Below are 212 nucleotides of genomic sequence, written 5' to 3'. Positions count from 1 at the left end.
AAATAATAATTTAAATATTCAAACAAAATGATTAACATACTTTCCATGATATAATCCGTGTATACCCTGAAAAGACATTTGTATCTAGGAGGTAGACATATGGGGAATGAGACGCAATTAAAGAAAAACATTGGCTTTTCAGTTGCCACTACTCTAGTAATCGGGACGGTTATTGGATCGGGTATTTTCATGAAGCCCGGGATAGTGATAGC

Origin of the sequence: Bacillus sp. JJ1764 (genome assembly GCF_036962145.1) — a bacterium.
GTDB lineage: Bacteria > Bacillota > Bacilli > Bacillales > Cytobacillaceae > Neobacillus.
The sequence above is the reverse complement of the archived record's forward strand: the minus strand, read 5'-3'. Positions refer to the sequence as shown.